The following is a 14997-nucleotide window of genomic DNA, read 5'->3' as shown; positions in this document are numbered from 1 at the left end:
CACGTTGATGACCAAGGCGCTCAAGGATTATCCCGGCAAGGAAGGCAAGATGATCGTGGTGACCTACCCGCCCGGCTCGGTCGATCCGGTGCATCGCCACTACGCCGATGCGTTTGTGTACGTGCTCGAAGGTTCCATCGTGATGGGCGTGAATGGCGGCAAGGACGTCACCCTGGGGCCGGGGCAGACGTTCTATGAAGGGCCTGACGATGTGCATACCGTCGGCCGCAATGCCAGCAGCACCAAGCCGGCCAAGTTTGTCGTGTTCCTGCTGAAAGACCAGAACAAGCCGGTGCTGGTGCCGGTGCACTGAGTGCTCGCCGCGTTGCGAGCATGACGTATGCCTTTGGTCGAGTCATGGCGATGGAAACCCGCAGGAAAGCCGGGATTTCATCCTAGCCTACGCTGGCGCACGCTTCATAAGCTCTGCTCTCCAAGACCGCCGTAATGTGTAGTGCCTATGAGTTTGCGGCCTGAGCGACTTGCGCAAAAAAGCTACAGCTTCTGCCTGCTCATGAAATCCAGGACAAGGGCAGCGATCTCGTCCAGCTTTTCATCCCACGGAAAATGACCAGCGTCCACCAGATGGATCTCGGCATTCGGGAGATCGCGCTTATACGCTTCACCGCCGGCGGCTATAAACGATGGATCGTTCTTGCCCCAGACCACCAGCGTCGGTGGCTTGTGATGCCGGAGCCACGCCTGCCAAGTCGGATAAGCCGCCACATTGGTGCGATAGTCGTAAAGCAGGTTGCCCTGGATCTCGCGTTGTCCTGGCTGTGACAGATGCGCGTATTCGTCCGTCCAGCTATCCGGGTTGTAGCGTTCGGGATGTGTGGTGCCTAGCGTGTGGCGTTTCTCGGTGGCCTCGAACGAGATGAAGGCATCCAACACTTCTGGATGCGCTTTGGGATCGGCCCAGTAGCGTGCAATCGCGCCCCACTTTTTGCCGAGCCCTTCCTGGTACGCGTTGGCGTTGGAGACGATCAAGGCCTGCACGCGCTCTGGATGCGCCAGCATGATGCGAAAACCGACCGGGCCGCCGTAATCGTGCATGTACAGCGTGTAGCGATTCACACCGAGTTGTTCGAGCAGATCGTTGGTCGTTTTCGCCAGGTGATCGAACGTATAGGTGTATGCGGACGGTGCAGGTGTGTCGCTTTGACCGAAGCTCGGGTAGTCCGGCGCGATCAGATGAAAGCGTGTGGCGAGCAGCGGCATAAGGGCATCGAATTGCCGCGACGAAGACGGAAACCCATGCAGAAGCACGATGGTCGGCGCGTTCTTGGGGCCGGCTTCGCGATAGAACATGCCAACACCGTCGACGGTCGTGCGGTGGTAAGTGGTAGTGGCGGAAGTTGAAGTGAGCGAGGCCGCATGGGCCGAGGTTCCCAGCACCATGCCTGCGGCCAGCAAAGGAAGCATTTTTATCATCTACATACTCCAGCGGGTGTGCTATCAGCCGGTTGCCGATGGTAACGCCATGAACATCAAGTGCGTATGTAACCGTAGGCTGGGATGAAATCCCAGCATGGGAAGTCGCGGGAAAGCTGGGATTTCATCCCAGCCTACTCGCAAGGTGATTCGCAATATTCGAGCGAGTTACGACCTAAGCCAGTGCCATAGCCACTACCCCAACGCCCGCACCCGCAAATTGCGCCCTTTGATCTTCCCGGCACGCAAACGCTCCAATGCCTTATTCGCGAGCGCCCGCTTCACCGCCACATAAGCACGCGTGGCAAAAACATCGATCTTGCCCACATCATCCGCGCTCAAGCCAGCGCTGCCGGTCAACGCGCCAAGAATATCGCCAGGGCGAAGTTTGTCCTGGCGGCCAGCATCGATCACCAAGGTCTTCATCGGTGCCAGATTCAACGTTTTGCCATGCGGTGCCGACAATTTCAGTGGATGCCACGGCAACTGCTTGCCGAGCACTTGTTCGATGTTCTGGGCTTTGGGTTGTTCGCGCGGCGTGCATAGCGTTATCGCGAGGCCAGTCTGACCAGCGCGACCAGTGCGGCCAATACGGTGTGTATGCGTATCGGGATCATGCGCAACGTCATAGCTGATCACCAGCGGTAGCGCGGTGATGTCCAGACCGCGCGCGGCCACGTCGGTGGCGACCAGCACCGCGCAACTGCGATTGGCGAATTGCACCAGCACCTCGTCACGATCGCGCTGTTCCATATCGCCATGCAGCGCCAGCGCAGAAAAACCCCGGGCATCCAGTTCATTCGCCACGGTATCCACGTCGCGCCGCATATTGCAGAACACCAGCGCGTGCTGGCCACGTTCACCGGTCAGCAGCGTCGCGAGTGCGTCGAGCTTGCGGGCGGGCTCAACGTCGATGAAGCGTTGTTCGATCGCGGGTTGTGCGTCGACTGGCGCCTCGATGATTATCTCGACAGGATTGCGCTGCATGCGCCGGCTTGCTTCGCGGATGTCATCCGGATAGGTGGCTGAAAAGAGCAGCGTCTGGTGATGCTTGGCGATGCGGCCGACGATATCGTCGATGGCATCGCTGAAACCCATGTCCAGCATGCGGTCGGCTTCGTCCAGCACCAGCACCTTGATGCCGCCGCCATGCAGGCTCCCGCGCTTCAAATGCTCCTGCACGCGACCGGGCGTGCCAACCACGATATGCGGATCGTGCGTAAGCGAGGCCAGTTGCGGCCCCAGTGGCATGCCACCGCACAAGGTCAGCAGTTTCACGTTGGGGATATTCGCCGCGAGTTTCCGGATGGCCTTGCTGACCTGATCGGCCAGCTCACGCGTGGGACACAGCACCAGCGCTTGCAGGCGAATGGTTTCCACCTGCAGGGCCTGCAGCAAACTCAGCCCGAACGCGGCGGTTTTGCCGCTGCCGGTCTGGGCCTGGGCGATCACGTCGCGCCCTTCCAGCATGGCGGGCAGGCTTTGCGCCTGGATGGGTGTCATCGCGCTGTAGCCGAGTGTTTCGACACTGGCGAGCAAGGCGGGTTTGAGAGGGAGTGTGCTGAAGGCGGTCATGCAACATGATCGCATAGTCTTCTGATGAGCGATGGAACCGGCGTTGTTCCATCAGCCCGAAAATCATTCGCCTGGCACGATGTTTTTCGTTGCGTGCTGAGCCAGCCAGCGGTCGAGTTGATTGGCGAAAGCCTGTCGATCGCGTGCGTGAAAGGCCGATGGGCCGCCGGTTTGAACACCGGCGCCGCGCAGCTCTTCCATGAAATTACGCATCGACAGACGTTCGGCCATGTTATCGGGTGTGTAGCGCTCGCCGCGAGGATTGACTGCCACGCCGCCTTTGTCGATGACGCGCGCGGCGAGGGGAATATCCTGGGTGACGACCAAGTCACCTGGCCGCATGCGTTCGACGATTTCGTTATCGGCTTCGTCCAGGCCGCCCCTTACAACCATTGCGCGAATGTAACGCGACGGCGGCCGCGACAAGCTTTGATTGGCAACCAGCGTGACGTAGATCTTGGCGCGTTCGGCCGCGCGAAAAAGAATCGCCTTGATCACGCTGGGGCACGCATCGCCATCCACCCATACCTGTGGCGAGGCGGGCTCGGCTGCATTCATACGTAACCTTCGGGTGGAGACGGCCGGGTATCGCCGGGTTTTGCGTTGTCGTCGCGCGACGCTTTTTTCTTCGCTTGCTTGGCGTCTTGCTGTTTCTTCTTGGCCAACTCGCGCTGGCGCTTTTCAAAGGAATAGTTTGTCTTTGCCAAGTGATTTGTCTCGCTTGATCGATGTTATGAGGGGGCGCTCAATGCAGCGGCACGGTATGCCAATGCTTACTTTTTGCCGGACGATGAATCGGCGCCCGTTGCGGCGCTTTTTGCGCTGGTGGACGGTTTGTCTTCTTGGGGCTTGTGGTGAAACGGCGTGTTGCCCAGTACTTCAATATGCCCGCCGGCCTTGTTGAAGGCGGCAATATCCGCGGCGATGCGTTCGCTGGTCAGCGTCTTGGGAGAGGCCGAGCCGGTGTAAGGGGTGCCGGGTTGGCGATAGTTAGACATGCGGGATTCCTCTCATTTCGGGATGATCTTGGTGTTGCCAGTATGTTGTTCGCGATATTCCGCGCGGATGGCCTTGCAATACGGCCCGCCCATCACGAAGCGTCGGCACACGGCGGGGCGGTTTTCATAAATGCTGCAATTCATATGCGTGCGATCCATCGCGACACACCAGCCATCTTCGCCATGCGCCATCACGCGATGGCCTTGCGGCAACTGGCTGGTGAGGTGAGCGGGAATGTCGTCTCCATCTTCCAGCACCACCACCAGGCGGCAACACACCGCATCGCAGATCGAGCAGTGTGCCTTGCCTTTGGCGTGCTTGCTGGGCGAGTTCATATTTGCGATTGAAACGGCATGGGTGCTCCCGAAGGGCGCTACTCTCGCAAGGGAGAATGCTTGACGCGTGAAATGAGGGAGCGAAGCGGGCAACCGGAGAAACAGTCGCGCGGGACGCCAGGAGAGGCAGGCGGCTTGCAAAGGCCCATATTACATCAGAGATGGTGTACCGGCAGGACCGGGCTGTATACGAAAGCAAAGACGCAGCACGGCCCCTCGTTTAGGAGTATGTTCGACAGTTCAAGCCGTCCATCTCCAGGTGCTCGTATGAACAATTCACCCAAGCCTTTGTCGGTAGCCGCCATTCACTCGGTTTATTCCGGCAAGCAAATTACTTCGGTGGTCGAGCAGGCTAAAGAATTCAAGTCCACGAACAACTTTGCGCGCGATGCGCAGCATTCGGGTCAGGCGCCTGAGAAAACGACTGTGGAAAAGAAAAGATGATCGCAACCGCGTGAGCGCATGACACATGCATGCGCATGCTTTGAACGTGGCGACCCTCTATGCGCGTGAATCAGATCCGGACAAGCGCAACGCATTGAGCACCAGCGTGAATGCTGGCGAAGGCTGGCGGCGGCTTGGATAGTAGAGATAGTAGCCAGGGAAGGGCGGACACCATTCTTCCAGCACGCGGACGAGACGACCGTCATCAAGGTGCGTCGTAAATTCCTCTTCGGGAAGAAACGCCACGCCCATGTCCGCGAGCGCTGCCTGGACGATGAGCGGGCTGGTATTGAAGGTCAGCTGCCCGTTGACATGGACATTCATGGCACGGCCGCGGCGCTCGAATTCCCACACGTAAAGACCACCATAGGTGGGCATGCGCAGATTGATGCAAGCGTGCGACAGCAGATCCTGCGGTTTTTTGGGCGCCTTGTGCGCGGCAAAGTAGGCGGGCGATGCAACGGCAGCCATTCGCAAGGGCGGCCCGATCGGCATGGCGATCATGTCCTTGTCGACACTCTCCCCCAGACGCACGCCGGCATCGAAGCGATCCGCCACGATGTCACGGAATCCATAGTTGACGTCGAACTCGATTCGCACATCAGGGTATTCGCGTAGCACCGGCAGCAGCTTAGGCAGGATCACATTCCGCAACACGTGATCGCCGCAGGTAATGCGCACGGTGCCGGCGGGTTTGTCGCGCAATGCGGTCAGTGCATCCAGTTCTGCTTCGATCTCGTCGAAGCGTTGGCCGATCGTTTGCAGCAACCGCTCGCCGGCTTCGGTCGGCGACACGCTGCGGGTGGTGCGCGTGAGCAGGCGAATGCCGAGTCGTTCTTCCAGGCTGCGTATCGACTGGCTCAACGCCGATTGTGTGAGTCCCAGCTGGGCCGCGGCACGGGTGAAGCTGCCCTCGCGGGCCACGACGACAAACGTCTGCAGATCGTTGAGGTTGCGCTTGGCCATGGCCTACTCTGGCACGTCCATTCATTAGCTGCACTTATAGGCCATGTAAGCATTCATCACCTAGTCCTGGGCGGCCTGGGGCGCCAGACTGCCTGATGTCCTGCCAGCGTTGAACGGAGATTGCCCATGCTTGCCACGGTTCTACATGGTCCCGGTGACGTGCGATACGAGCACGTCGACGATCCAAAAATTCTTCAACCCACGGACGCGATCATCAAGCTTTCGGCATCGTGCATCTGCGGTTCCGACCTGTGGCCGTATCGCGGACTGCAAGGCACGAATGGGCCTGCCCACATGGGGCATGAGTATTGCGGTGTTGTCGTTGAGGTCGGCAGCGCTATCACCACCGTCAAGCCTGGCCAGTTTGTGGTGGGCTCGTTCTGTCTCTCCGACAACACGTGTCCGCACTGCCAACATGGTTTTCAGTCGTCCTGCGTGCAGCGCGAATTCATGAGCGGTGCGCAGGCGCCTTACGCTCGCGTGCCGTTGGCCGATGGCACGTTGGTTCCCACCGCCGAGATGCCGTCCGACGATCTCATTCCCAGTCTGCTCGCGGTGTCTGATGTGCTCGGTACCGGCTGGTATGCCGCCGATGCGGCGCGCGTGCAGCCAGGTTCGACCGTAGTGGTGGTCGGAGACGGTGCGGTCGGCCTGATGGGTGTGTTGTCCGCAAAACAAATGGGCGCCGCGCGCATCATCGCCATGAGCCGGCATAAACAACGACAGGAACTCGCGCTGGAATACGGTGCGACGGATATTGTGACCGAGCGCGGCGATGCGGGCATCGCACAGATCAAGGCGTTGACGCACGGTGTGGGCGCGGATTCCGTGTTGGAGTGCGTGGGCACGCAAGAATCCATGCAGCAGGCGCTGAAGAGCGCCCGCCCAGGCTCGATGGTTGGCTTCGTCGGCGTGCCTCATGGCGTGGAGTTCGATGGCCAGTCGCTGTTCTTCGCACAAGTGGGGATGCTTGGCGGACCGGCACCGGTGCGCCGATTCCTGCCGCAGCTGATGGATCTGGTGCTCACGCGCAAGATCAATCCCGGCAAAGTGTTCGATCAGCAACTGCCGTTGGCCGACGTGGCGGAAGGCTATCGCGCCATGGATGAGCGTCGCGCGATCAAGACATTGTTGCGGGTGTAAGCGCGCACTTCCTCGCTTGCTTGTTATTGTAGGCTGGGATGAAATCCCAGCTTGTGCTTGTGGTTTCCGATGCGGGGATTCATTCCAGCCTACCTGATGGATCTATCGACATCCGCGCCCGCCGCAGCCGAGGCGATTGCTGTCGTTTCTACTGCGTAGTCACTGTCCCTTCTTGAACAGGTCCTGGAAGACCAGTGGCGCCCAGCTCCCATTCCGCCCCTGCACGAGCAGACCGCCTTCCGCAATCTTGCCGAGATTGACCGGTGCGTAGCCAAGCTGCTCAGCAAGACTGGTGACTTTTGCGGTCGCGCTTTCATCGTCGCTCGACAGGAATACCACCCGCCGTCCGCCGTTGACGGCAGGATCTTCCGCAAGAACGCGAGCAGGCAGGTGATTGAACGCCTTGACCAATTGCGCGCCGGGCAGGGCTTGGGCGACGACCGAAGAGGAAGGCACGCCGTTCAAATCGTCGAGCGTGTTCATGACGTCGATCACGATCTTGCCCGCCCAGCTTGCCCGTGCCTTCGCGACCTCCGGGTGCTGCTCGTAACGGACAGCCAGCAGAACGATGTCCGCCTCGAGCGCGTCCTTCAAGGTCTTGGGAATGATGGTTGGACCCATCGCGTTTGCCTGTGGCGCTAGCGCTTCAGGCGGATGCCTGCTTGCTACTGCCACTTCGATGCCCTTGCGGGCGAACATGCGGGCCAGCGCCTGGCCAACCGCGCCGAAGCCTACGATGGCGTAATTCATATGGGTATTCCGATTCGTGTTGAGGTGGGTTGCCCCGCATGATCCCGGTGCGACACGCGTCTTGCGGGAGTGCGAGGCACTACGCGCTTTCAGGCGCGATGTCAGATGGCCGAGAAGCCGCCGTCGACAGACAACTCCACGCCATTCACGAAGCTGGAATCGTTTGAAGCAAGAAACACCGCGACCGTCGCGATTTCCTCAGGGCGTCCCATCGTTCCTCGCGGGATCAAGGATTCGAACATCCTTTTCGCATCTTCGGTGAGAACCTGATCCTGCATCGGCGTGGCGATCGGCCCCGGGCTCAGTACGTTCACCCGGATATGTCGGCCCTTCAATTCGTTGAGCCACGTGCGCGCGAAAGAGCGCAAGGCCGCCTTGCTCGCCGCATACACGCCGTAACCAGGAAACCCTTTTACCGAAGCCACCGATCCGGTCATGAAGATCGATCCGCCATCGTTGAACAGCGGCAGCGCCTTCTGCACGGTAAACACAGTGCCGCGTGTATTGAGGCCGAAGGTCGCATCGAAATGCTGCTCCGTCATGTCGCCAAGGGGAACCGCTTCGCCTGTGCCGGCGCTTGCGAACAGGACGTCGATCCTGCCCTTTTCCCGCTTGACGATATCGAACAAGCGGTCGAGGTCGTCCAGATTGGACGCATCGCCGCGTACGCCGGTCACGTTGCGGCCAATCAGCTTGACGGCCTCGTCGAGCACTTCCTGCCTTCGGCCGGTGATGAAAACGTACGCGCCTTCTTCAACGAACCGCTTGGCGCTTGCCAGCGCCATGCCGCTCGATCCGCCTGTGATAACTGCAACTTTGCCTTCGAGCTTTCCCATGATTTTTCACCTTTCGTCGTGTCGGACAGCGGCGCCGTTTCCATTTGTACGGCTGCGCTGTATCTTGTGGACCAGTGATCCATATAAACGGATCAGTGCTCCGAATATATGGAGCACTGATCCGGTTGTCAAGGCAAAACCATGCGAGCCGACGCCAGAAAAAATTACAGTCACCTGCTTGCCGTCGCGCGCGACGTTGTCGCTGAGGACGGTGTCGATGCGTCCATGCGGGATATCGCGCGCCGTGCCGACGTCGGTCTGGCCACGCTGCTTCGTCATTTCCCCACGCGAGAAGCGCTGTTTGAAGCGTTGATGAGTACGACGCTGGACGCACTGGCGCAGAAAGCAGACGAACTCGAAACATCAATGCCAGCAGACGAAGCGCTCGTCTCCTGGTTTCGCGATGGGGTGGCATTCGTCCAAAGCTATCGCGGCGTGGTCGACTTGATCGCGAGCGCGCACGAAGATCCGGAGTCCGCGCTTTACACGTCATGTGCAACGGTGCATTCGGTGGGAGAGCGGTTGCTGCTCCGTGCCCAGGCCGAGGGAACGGCACGCGCCGACATGGATGGTGCCGACCTGTTCGCCCTGATGTCGTCGCTCGGCTGGGCTGCCGGCCAACCCGCTTTCGCGCCGCGCGCCGATCATCTCTTCCACATTATCGCGAGCGCGATCCTGACCAAGCCGTCGCGCAACGATGCCAAGAAGAGCCCTGCTAAATCAGCTCGGCGATCCGGTGTTCGAGCACGGTCCAGCAAATGAGATAGCGGTGCTTACGCAGCATCGTCTGAGGCGCCGTTAAGCGGAACATACGTCAACCTGATCATGTCTTCGCCGATCAAATCGCTAGCCACGAAGCGCAGACGTGGCCGCGAACCCATGAAGAACGGCGTGCCACGACCAAGCACGACGGGGCGGAAGTAAAGTCGATACTCATCGATGAGACCAAGATCGGTCAGGCTTCGCGCCAGATCGGGTCCGGCGACATCGATCTCCCCGGCGAGTTTGTTCTTCAGTCCTCGTATTGCCGCCGCGATGTCATCGGCGACAAGGGTGGCGTTCGGGCCGACTGACGTCAGCGAGCGCGACACGACCCACTTCGGCTTGCTTCGCCATATCGCCGCAAAGTCGCGGTCGTCCGCGTCCCAGCCCGGAAGATCATCGTCCCAATAACGCATAATCTCGTACATGCGGCGGCCGTAGAGCATGCCCGCCAGGCCGCGCACGTGCTCCACGAAATGGCGAAAGGCCGACGGGGCAGGAGGTCCCAGTTCCAGGTGGTCGACATAGCCATCCAGGGATTGCATCAATCCGAACACGAGCTTTGCCATGGGAAGTCTCCTGTCGAGAGTCTTCGGGATGATGGGATTGTGAGCGCTTTATTCCCTAAGGCGACGGATGATTTTGAACACAGTTTGACGCGCATAGAAGCGCGGCTGGAAATCCTTTTGTTAGCCAACGCCATGGCCGCCTCCTCGTGTTGGATTGTGGCCTTGAGCTGTGAAGAAAAAGGGATGGCACATTGGCTATCGCCCATATTGACTCGACGCAGGCTCTACTCAATTCTGCGTTTAGGGAGTGAATCAGTTGTCAGAGGCCGGCCTGTTGATTCTTTGTTGCAGTCACTTCGACGATCGTGCTTCTTAGCGCGGCGGAACTGCACGCCACGCGGCGAGCGCACGCGGTAGCCTACGGCGAGGATGGCGTCGAGGTTGTAGAGCGTGACCGGGCGCTGCAGCTGGCGGTTGCCCTCGGTTTGAACTACCGAGGATTCCTCGGTAGTTGCTTCACGCGTCAGTTCGCCGTCCTCGTAGATGTTTTTAAGGTGCAGGCCGACGTTGTCGGTGCTGACATCGAACAGTTCGGCCATCTCACGCTGGGTCATCTGGGTGAGACTCAGTGAGAGAACCTGAGAAGAAACTATGGGCGCCCGAAGTTGGACTCGGACCAACGACCTCCTGATTAACAGTCGAGCATGATTTTTATATTTTTCAGTTAGTTAGATCGAATTTATTTACGCGAATTGTGCTTCTTTGCACCGATGTTATGCGGGGTGGCACGACCGATTTACGCACCCGTAGGCGTCACAAGGGCACGGGCGCCTGCCTGGCAGATTGTGACACCGACCTATCTGTTTGCACCCGAGCCATTGTAAAATTTCACTCAATGCGATAAGGCCGCTTCAGCCTGGGAGATTTACATGGATAAGAACACACCTAACAAGTACGGAATTCCCGTAGTCAAGCGCCAAAAGGTCCGTCCTGCAAAGCCGCTGGTGAATTCCGGCAAATTGAATCCAGGCACCATCGACACTGCGAAAAAGATCATCGCCGAGCATCGGGCGGTACTTCACGCGCTTGCGAAGCGGTGACGCATGCTAAGCGCCAAGGATGTGCTAGCCATTCACGATTTGATTCTTGCGGAAGAAGGTGGTCTGTCGGGTCATCATGGTATGGGCGCTATTGAGGGCGCCCTTTCCCGCGTTGTGAATCGCATTATGTACGCCGGGCTAGACGATGTATTTGAGATAGCCGCTATGTACGCTGTTGCCATCGCCCGCGGGCATGTCTTCAACGACGCTAACAAGCGTACCGCGCTTGTCACTGCGCTCACCTATTTGAGCGAAACTCAGGGCATCCTAATCAAGCGCTCCCCTCAGCTTGAGGATGTGATGGTAGACGTCGCTCAGGGAATCGTTGACGAGCGACAGCTTGCTGATTTTCTGTACTCGCTGCATAGCGCGAGCTAAAGTTTCTTATCTGTTTTGTCATGCAGCGACCGGATGGCGCGTGCTTCCGTGAAACCGTCCATGACGTCTTCGGTTGTGCAAAAAAAACTGTCCTATCCCCGCCCCCCATCTTGGTCGCCTTGACCAGGAAGTCAGTCGTCGTACGCGGGAACCGAGCAATTCGCCCGGCGCTTGCCGGAAGCAGCACCCTCACGTCAATACCACCGTCAGGGGCACGCTGATCTCCCCCATGTGACCGGCGAGGGTGGCAGACCTGCTTCAGACAGTCCGACGATACACAGGCGCGCGACGAACTCGCGAAGATCGCCACCACTCAGCGCCACTACATCTTGCAGCATCGGCGAGTTAGGCCTATGGGAGGTTCTGGCCAGCGTGTCCCAGCGGTTAGAATCGATCGACGCTGCCCAGCGCGCACGCTTCCTAAAGGAATTTCCTGTCGAGACGATCACGTCGTCGACTGATGCTTTGGGCGGGTATTCGTCATGAGAAATGTGCGCAAAACCACTGATCAGTGATACCACCAGGTGGTGGTTTCAGCGGTAGATCTTGGTCATGGGTAGGAAATAGAGGCCGGCCCCTTCACCGATATCACAGCCGATTCCGCCAGCGGACCAACTATGCTTTCTCAGAAATCATAATTTGTCCGTTTCGGACAAATTATGGTTTCCGCCACTGTTCGTTAAAGCATAAGCTGTCCGCATAGTTAAAGCATAAATTGACCGCGAGCTAAGCTCCTGATGACCGAGATCGCTGTGCCGTTGATAGCAGAAGGTGATCCAAGAAATGAATTCGCCGGGGGAAAGACGGAATGAACGCGCCATTTCGACGGAGATCCCGGTTATAGGCTAGACACCCTTCTCGTAAATGCTTGCGCAGAGGATCTCACTTCTCCGCAAGCATCAGGCCCTAACCGAAGCAGCATATGTTTCAAAGCAAAGTCACTACCTGCGAGCCAGTCAGCAATAGCGCGAGCACGCTGATTTTCAACCTCGCTCGAAGCCACTAGCACCCGCCAGGTTTCCAATCCCAAAAAAGTAGGAAGGTGATTGCCCAACTGACAATACGCGCCTGCTGCGAGATCCGCCAATGACGCAACATCCTCGGACCAGTAAGGTGCTTTTGGTGATTCTGTCGTTCCGAACAAATGTTCAGCAGCGTTTCTCCAACCCGTCAGGCCGAAAGTAAGGTAAGTGGCCAATCTCGCGAAACCTTCGCGTTTCTCATGACTGTCCAGTGTCTCGTCGTGGTCACTGATCCACATCGAAGTTTGGCTTTCCCGACGCAATCCCGATAGGATCAGTGCGACGAAACTCGCTAGCCGCAGCATTTTCTCAACGGTTCCATGTTTGGTACTTAAGGGGAAACAGTCGGGAAAAAGCCGTACTGTTGCTTCAGGGCCGCCATCGATGAAGCTACCCACTCGCCGATCAATTAACACTGTAATGAGATTCCCATGGAGCTTGCTTGCAGTCTCCAGAAAGGCGGGCAAGGCGCGCCAGCGAACGGGTTCATTTAGCTTCTTAAAAGAGATGCGCCGACCGTCTGGCAACCATTGTTCGCGGAACCCACGCAACAACGGTAGCCATTCGCGCAGTGCTAGATCGGTAGTTACTACAAACGAATATGCTTCGTGGGTCGCCTTTTTGTGCTGGCCGGAGTAGTCGCTGGCAATGATCATGCTGCCGTCCACCACGGAAGCCAACATACCTGGATACTTTGCCTCAGTGACGCTAATCGAGTCGCTCAGACTGAAGAGGTAGCCCGCTCCTTCATCGATTATGGGGTGCCAAATCTTCATTTTTTTAGGACGTCATATATGGACGAAAACTGCCGTGCTCGGTGTGGTGAGGTCGAACGGTGGATTTCTGCGTGGCCCGTGATAATATTTTAAGTGTATCAATGTGTTACAACTTTCTGGCTGCTGGGCGTGGTTTCCTAACAATTGTGCCGCTTGGGGGGAAAGTGGTTCATATAGTTGAGGTCAATCTCGTAGAGCGAGATCTGCAGTTTCCATATGCCGGTGTTGGCATGGTGGTCGCGCAACCATTTGTGGAATTCACTGACCACGAACCATTTACCTGTTCCCCGGCTTCAAAACAGAGGCAGTTAGATACAGTTACCGCGACACTTAATGTTTCGCGTGCAGCAAGTCATGGTGCTGAAAAGACGCATTTTACGATTTTTCCCGAATGCAGCATCCCAGGTCCCGAAGGGATTGCGTTAATCGATAACGCGCTAGCTTCCGCGGATTGGCCTAACGGTACTGTCGTGATCGGCGGCGTTGACGGACTGACACGTGAGCAGTTTTCGACACTCGGGCAGGCGCATGGAACTCATCTGGATACCGAGAACAACGGACTGGATCGCATCCAGGCTCACGAGTGGGTGAACTGTTGCATCACGTGGATTAAATTTCCGAATGGAGTTGTCGAACGGTGGATTCAGCCGAAGATTGCTCCTGCGTGGGTTGAACGCAATGTTCAATACCAGTCTATGTTCCAGGGAAGATCGGTGTTTGTATTTAAGGGAATGTTTGACAACAACATCTCGCCTTATCATTTTTGCTCTCTTTTGTGCTTCGATTGGGTCGCCGATGTCGATGGTCAGAGAGTCTGGAAGTGGGTTGTCACTGGTCTCGGACAGAGGGCGCTCGCGGCCCAAGCTGAAACATCGCTTTCATGGGTTTTCGTCGTCCAATCAAATCCGCAGCCGTCCCATGCATCATTTCTTGGCCAGATAGAAGCTTTTTTTGATCAAACCATTCAACCCAATGTTCATCGCGATAGGGCCTGCTTGGTCATGGTCAACACCGCAGGAAACATCAACCCTGGGCGCATAACTCATTATGGCGCGACTGCAGTGCTTCACTCGGGAAGTGCTCAATTCACCAGGCCGGAATGTTCACCGACTTATAGCAACGGAGGGCCGAAGCGGCGATCAAGCGGCCAACTAGGTCAATTGCGTGATGCGCTCTTTCGCGAGGGAGGCGCATGCGTTCACTCGTTCTTCCAGACAAACCCTGCATCCCTAGTCCCGGGTGCTGCGGGTAAGATGCATGCCATCCTGCGGCCATTCGTGTATCCGCTCGGTGAACAACAGGATCGACGAACACCATCTGCAATCGTCCCCGCGTGCATCAAATGGATCAACGACGATCTAGATGATGGTACGAAGTGCCTTGCAGTACGATTTCCCCACGCAGTGCTTACACCTCAAGCAACAGCGGGGCATTCGCTAACTGTGGAGGCGCTGCGGAGTATTGAGCCGTATTCTACTGAGAAAGCTGTTCGCTTAGCCTGCCCGTCGGCCGGTAAGACAGCAGATGATTGGGATATCTCCGAGTCAAGGGCGCTGGAGCATGTGGTCCAAACTCTGACCATTTTCGACATAGCTAAGATCCTTGGCTCGATTCAAGGCGAGCCATCGCATGCGACAGTCACTTCCGGGGAGAAGAAGCTGGATGTAGTCGCTATACGTGCGGACTCGCACGAAAAATGCGTTGACCATTTAAAGAATAATGCTCCGACTTCCAGGCATCCATTGGTCTTGGTGTCTCGAGATGAAGAAAATACAGATTGGTCTAAGTCATTTCAAAGCTTTTTGAATACGCCTTCTGAGAACATGGATGAGGTCAATATCACCGACCCAATCGGAAATGTGCGCCATGTGGGTTATAGGACGCTTCAAGACGCATTTAGAAACGCAGCGACCGAAGCTGAATTGACGGGAGCAATCAATGCCATCCTCACTGCTTGAGACAGAGCTC

At 57.4% G+C, this 14997-nt stretch carries 19 protein-coding genes; 7 read left to right on the top strand and 12 right to left on the bottom strand.

Translation table 11 applies throughout. The features are described 5' to 3' along the window. Window positions 1-313 (top strand): cupin domain-containing protein (locus VJR68_RS14885; protein ID WP_324148912.1); only part of this gene is annotated, 313 nt, incomplete at its 5' end. Window positions 314-495: 182 nt separating this feature from the next. On the opposite strand, the gene VJR68_RS14880 is transcribed toward VJR68_RS14885, so the two are convergent. The 6 genes from VJR68_RS14880 to VJR68_RS14855 form a co-directional block, all read right to left on the bottom strand. Beyond that, window positions 496-1434, bottom strand: coding sequence for an alpha/beta hydrolase (locus tag VJR68_RS14880; RefSeq protein WP_324148911.1), 939 nt, complete (start codon window positions 1432-1434; stop codon window positions 496-498). Window positions 1435-1629: 195 nt separating this feature from the next. Beyond that, a complete protein-coding gene (gene dbpA, locus VJR68_RS14875; RefSeq protein WP_324148909.1) occupies window positions 1630-3009 on the bottom strand; it encodes an ATP-dependent RNA helicase DbpA in 1380 nt (459 codons plus the stop codon). Window positions 3010-3072: 63 nt separating this feature from the next. Beyond that, window positions 3073-3567: a YaiI/YqxD family protein gene (locus tag VJR68_RS14870; RefSeq protein WP_324148907.1), complete on the bottom strand. Its 495-nt coding sequence runs from the start codon at window positions 3565-3567 to the stop codon at window positions 3073-3075. Beyond that, window positions 3564-3716: a hypothetical protein gene (locus VJR68_RS14865; RefSeq protein ID WP_324148905.1), complete on the bottom strand. Its 153-nt coding sequence runs from the start codon at window positions 3714-3716 to the stop codon at window positions 3564-3566. Before VJR68_RS14865 ends, VJR68_RS14870 begins: the two co-directional genes overlap by 4 nt. A 66-nt stretch (window positions 3717-3782) precedes the next feature. Next, window positions 3783-4007 (bottom strand): hypothetical protein, encoded by a 225-nt coding sequence (locus tag VJR68_RS14860; protein WP_324148903.1) that lies wholly within the window; start codon window positions 4005-4007, stop codon window positions 3783-3785. Window positions 4008-4019: 12 nt separating this feature from the next. Beyond that, a complete protein-coding gene (locus VJR68_RS14855; protein WP_324148901.1) occupies window positions 4020-4343 on the bottom strand; it encodes a YkgJ family cysteine cluster protein in 324 nt (107 codons plus the stop codon). Between the two features lie 267 nt (window positions 4344-4610). On the opposite strand from VJR68_RS14855, the gene VJR68_RS14850 reads away from it, so the two are divergent. Continuing rightward, entirely contained in the window at window positions 4611-4787 is a 177-nt protein-coding gene (locus VJR68_RS14850) for a hypothetical protein (RefSeq protein ID WP_324148899.1), read from the top strand. Between the two features lie 57 nt (window positions 4788-4844). Here VJR68_RS14850 and VJR68_RS14845 read toward each other — a convergent pair whose 3' ends face one another. Beyond that, window positions 4845-5753 (bottom strand): LysR family transcriptional regulator, encoded by a 909-nt coding sequence (locus tag VJR68_RS14845; protein WP_324148898.1) that lies wholly within the window; start codon window positions 5751-5753, stop codon window positions 4845-4847. Window positions 5754-5879: 126 nt separating this feature from the next. On the opposite strand from VJR68_RS14845, the gene VJR68_RS14840 reads away from it, so the two are divergent. Beyond that, a complete protein-coding gene (locus VJR68_RS14840; protein WP_324148896.1) occupies window positions 5880-6896 on the top strand; it encodes a zinc-dependent alcohol dehydrogenase family protein in 1017 nt (338 codons plus the stop codon). A gap of 159 nt (window positions 6897-7055) precedes the next feature. Here the strand turns inward: VJR68_RS14840 and VJR68_RS14835 are convergent, their stop codons facing one another. Together VJR68_RS14835 and VJR68_RS14830 are read right to left on the bottom strand one after the other, a co-directional pair. Then, complete coding sequence (locus VJR68_RS14835; RefSeq protein WP_324148914.1) at window positions 7056-7739, bottom strand: NADPH-dependent F420 reductase; 684 nt, start codon at window positions 7737-7739, stop codon at window positions 7056-7058. An 8-nt stretch (window positions 7740-7747) separates the two neighbouring features. Next, window positions 7748-8482 (bottom strand): SDR family NAD(P)-dependent oxidoreductase, encoded by a 735-nt coding sequence (locus VJR68_RS14830; protein WP_324148893.1) that lies wholly within the window; start codon window positions 8480-8482, stop codon window positions 7748-7750. A gap of 141 nt (window positions 8483-8623) precedes the next feature. On the opposite strand from VJR68_RS14830, the gene VJR68_RS14825 reads away from it, so the two are divergent. Then, complete coding sequence (locus VJR68_RS14825; protein WP_324148891.1) at window positions 8624-9244, top strand: helix-turn-helix domain-containing protein; 621 nt, start codon at window positions 8624-8626, stop codon at window positions 9242-9244. Between the two features lie 11 nt (window positions 9245-9255). Here the strand turns inward: VJR68_RS14825 and VJR68_RS14820 are convergent, their stop codons facing one another. Further along, complete coding sequence (locus tag VJR68_RS14820) at window positions 9256-9813, bottom strand: dihydrofolate reductase family protein (RefSeq protein WP_324148889.1); 558 nt, start codon at window positions 9811-9813, stop codon at window positions 9256-9258. Between the two features lie 224 nt (window positions 9814-10037). Continuing rightward, window positions 10038-10367 carry a RhuM family protein gene (gene rhuM, locus VJR68_RS14815; RefSeq protein ID WP_324148887.1) on the bottom strand — a complete coding sequence of 110 codons (330 nt, stop codon included), beginning with the start codon at window positions 10365-10367 and terminating at the stop codon, window positions 10038-10040. A 315-nt stretch (window positions 10368-10682) separates the two neighbouring features. Between rhuM and VJR68_RS14810 the strand changes: the two genes are divergently transcribed. Next, window positions 10683-10853 (top strand): hypothetical protein, encoded by a 171-nt coding sequence (locus tag VJR68_RS14810; protein ID WP_324148885.1) that lies wholly within the window; start codon window positions 10683-10685, stop codon window positions 10851-10853. Window positions 10854-10856: 3 nt separating this feature from the next. Beyond that, entirely contained in the window at window positions 10857-11231 is a 375-nt protein-coding gene (locus tag VJR68_RS14805; RefSeq protein WP_324148883.1) for a type II toxin-antitoxin system death-on-curing family toxin, read from the top strand. Window positions 11232-12069: 838 nt separating this feature from the next. On the opposite strand, the gene VJR68_RS14800 is transcribed toward VJR68_RS14805, so the two are convergent. Continuing rightward, window positions 12070-13029, bottom strand: coding sequence for a hypothetical protein (locus VJR68_RS14800; protein ID WP_324148881.1), 960 nt, complete (start codon window positions 13027-13029; stop codon window positions 12070-12072). Between the two features lie 71 nt (window positions 13030-13100). On the opposite strand from VJR68_RS14800, the gene VJR68_RS14795 reads away from it, so the two are divergent. After that, on the top strand, window positions 13101-14987 hold the full coding sequence (locus VJR68_RS14795) for a hypothetical protein (protein ID WP_324148878.1): 1887 nt from the start codon (window positions 13101-13103) through the stop codon (window positions 14985-14987). Window positions 14988-14997 lie beyond the last annotated feature (10 nt).

The organism is Dyella sp. (genome assembly GCF_035277725.1).
In the GTDB taxonomy this organism is placed as follows: Bacteria; Pseudomonadota; Gammaproteobacteria; order Xanthomonadales; family Rhodanobacteraceae; genus Dyella_B.
This window is presented reverse-complemented; position numbering and strand designations above follow the sequence as displayed.

Coding starts and splice junctions, on each gene's coding strand:
- VJR68_RS14860 (WP_324148903.1), bottom strand. CDS start 4,007: ATGTCTAACTATCGCCAACCCGGCACCCCTTACACCGGCTCGGCCTCT.
- dbpA (WP_324148909.1), bottom strand. CDS start 3,009: ATGACCGCCTTCAGCACACTCCCTCTCAAACCCGCCTTGCTCGCCAGT.
- VJR68_RS14850 (WP_324148899.1), top strand. CDS start 4,611: ATGAACAATTCACCCAAGCCTTTGTCGGTAGCCGCCATTCACTCGGTT.
- VJR68_RS14800 (WP_324148881.1), bottom strand. CDS start 13,029: ATGAAGATTTGGCACCCCATAATCGATGAAGGAGCGGGCTACCTCTTC.
- VJR68_RS14880 (WP_324148911.1), bottom strand. CDS start 1,434: ATGATAAAAATGCTTCCTTTGCTGGCCGCAGGCATGGTGCTGGGAACC.
- VJR68_RS14820 (WP_324148889.1), bottom strand. CDS start 9,813: ATGGCAAAGCTCGTGTTCGGATTGATGCAATCCCTGGATGGCTATGTC.
- VJR68_RS14855 (WP_324148901.1), bottom strand. CDS start 4,343: ATGAACTCGCCCAGCAAGCACGCCAAAGGCAAGGCACACTGCTCGATC.
- VJR68_RS14810 (WP_324148885.1), top strand. CDS start 10,683: ATGGATAAGAACACACCTAACAAGTACGGAATTCCCGTAGTCAAGCGC.
- VJR68_RS14830 (WP_324148893.1), bottom strand. CDS start 8,482: ATGGGAAAGCTCGAAGGCAAAGTTGCAGTTATCACAGGCGGATCGAGC.
- VJR68_RS14845 (WP_324148898.1), bottom strand. CDS start 5,753: ATGGCCAAGCGCAACCTCAACGATCTGCAGACGTTTGTCGTCGTGGCC.
- VJR68_RS14870 (WP_324148907.1), bottom strand. CDS start 3,567: ATGAATGCAGCCGAGCCCGCCTCGCCACAGGTATGGGTGGATGGCGAT.
- VJR68_RS14840 (WP_324148896.1), top strand. CDS start 5,880: ATGCTTGCCACGGTTCTACATGGTCCCGGTGACGTGCGATACGAGCAC.
- VJR68_RS14825 (WP_324148891.1), top strand. CDS start 8,624: ATGCGAGCCGACGCCAGAAAAAATTACAGTCACCTGCTTGCCGTCGCG.
- VJR68_RS14805 (WP_324148883.1), top strand. CDS start 10,857: ATGCTAAGCGCCAAGGATGTGCTAGCCATTCACGATTTGATTCTTGCG.
- rhuM (WP_324148887.1), bottom strand. CDS start 10,367: ATGACCCAGCGTGAGATGGCCGAACTGTTCGATGTCAGCACCGACAAC.